At 53.6% G+C, this 1,384-nt stretch carries 1 protein-coding gene; it reads right to left on the bottom strand.

Translation table 11 applies throughout. The annotated features are described in order from the left end of the window. Positions 1 to 14: 14 nt before the first annotated feature. Positions 15 to 1,283, bottom strand: a complete 1,269-nt coding sequence (locus tag PG883_RS23460; RefSeq protein WP_041206016.1) for an IS4-like element ISAeme4 family transposase — start codon at positions 1,281 to 1,283, stop codon at positions 15 to 17. Positions 1,284 to 1,384: the final 101 nt, after the last annotated feature.

The raw sequence follows: 1,384 nt of genomic DNA on the forward strand, positions 1-1,384 counted from the left end.
TCATATACAGGACCTTAAGAAAACACTTCATTTGAAATTCCTTCTAAGGTCCTGTTCTGTATCGATTTTCGCTGCTTGGTTCGACGGGCATTTTTCGCCAAGTAAACGGCAGCCCATTCCAGACGCTCTCTTATTTCCACCAACACCCGATGAGCCACCGCTTCCAATAACGGGAACCACCAGGTTCCGCTATTTTTCGCCGCTTTCAGTGTGGATAAACCGTCCCCCATCAGCGTCTGAGCTACCCGTCTTTTCATCACCAGCGACAACAGGCTGGCCCACACCAGCCCCTCGGCAATGGCTTTCTGACCTGTCACAAAGCCCTTGAGCCGGTTGTGCGACTTCCACTCCTTAAACAGCAGCTCCACCTGCCAACGACAGCGGTACAGGCTCATCACCCGCTCTGCTGGCCATGCCTCTCGTGGCAGATTGGTCATCCAGATACAGAACCGTTTCTCCTCGGCAAACCAGCGTCGGATCAGCCGATACTCGAACTTGCCCGATTTCACCACCATATCCAGTACCTCTGCCCGACAGTGCCGCCGTCCAGCATCCTTGAGTGACAGGCCCGCCAGCTTCGGCACTTCCCGTTCGTCACCGCGCCATGCCCGGATAATCTTCGGGTTCAGGCTCTTACTACCCCTGACCAGATAGAAACCGCCCGCCTCGTTTAGTTTCGCAAAGTAGGCCATATCGATGTAACCCGCGTCCGCCAACAGCAGGCTGTTATTGAGCCGCTCGGGCTCAGGCAGGAACTGGCGCTCTGACGCCGTATCGGCAGAGACCTGCATGCAAACTGGACTTTGCTCCAATAGAGACATGAGCATATGACACTCGATTGCCGCCGGGCTAATGGTCTTGAACCTTCCCGGAAACACTTCGGCCAGGCTTTTGTGGACGGCAAAGGAAGTACCATCCTGCAACAACACCTGTTTGAATGCGCCAAGGGATGCAGTCTTCATCTGTTGGCCGATACGCAAGGCGATAGCCCGTTCAACCAGCGCCTTCATGAACAGGGCGAACGACGCTTTGCGCAACTGGTTGTGAAAGGGCTTGTAGGAAACCTGATGGGCATCAACCAGTTGCAAGGCATTGAAATGATGGTGCAATCCAGCGATACCATCGACCTGGTCGCAGCCAAGTGCCCGCAAGAGTGCAGTCACCAGCATGGCAGGCGTAATGGCTCGTTTGCGCAAGCAAAATTGGCAGTCACGGGCAATGCGGTCGAGTTCGGCAGGAGAGAGAAGTTGCTCAAGATAGTGGTTGGCATCGATAATGGTCATGGCTTCGTGCGTGGCGGTTTTGTTTGGCGATAAAATCAGATCACAATCGAAGCCATTTTTATATCTATTTCAATTGGTTGCTGCTAAAGATCCTGTACATG

The sequence above is a fragment of the Aeromonas sp. QDB25 genome (assembly GCF_027707725.1).
GTDB classification, from domain to species: domain Bacteria; phylum Pseudomonadota; class Gammaproteobacteria; order Enterobacterales; family Aeromonadaceae; genus Aeromonas; species Aeromonas caviae.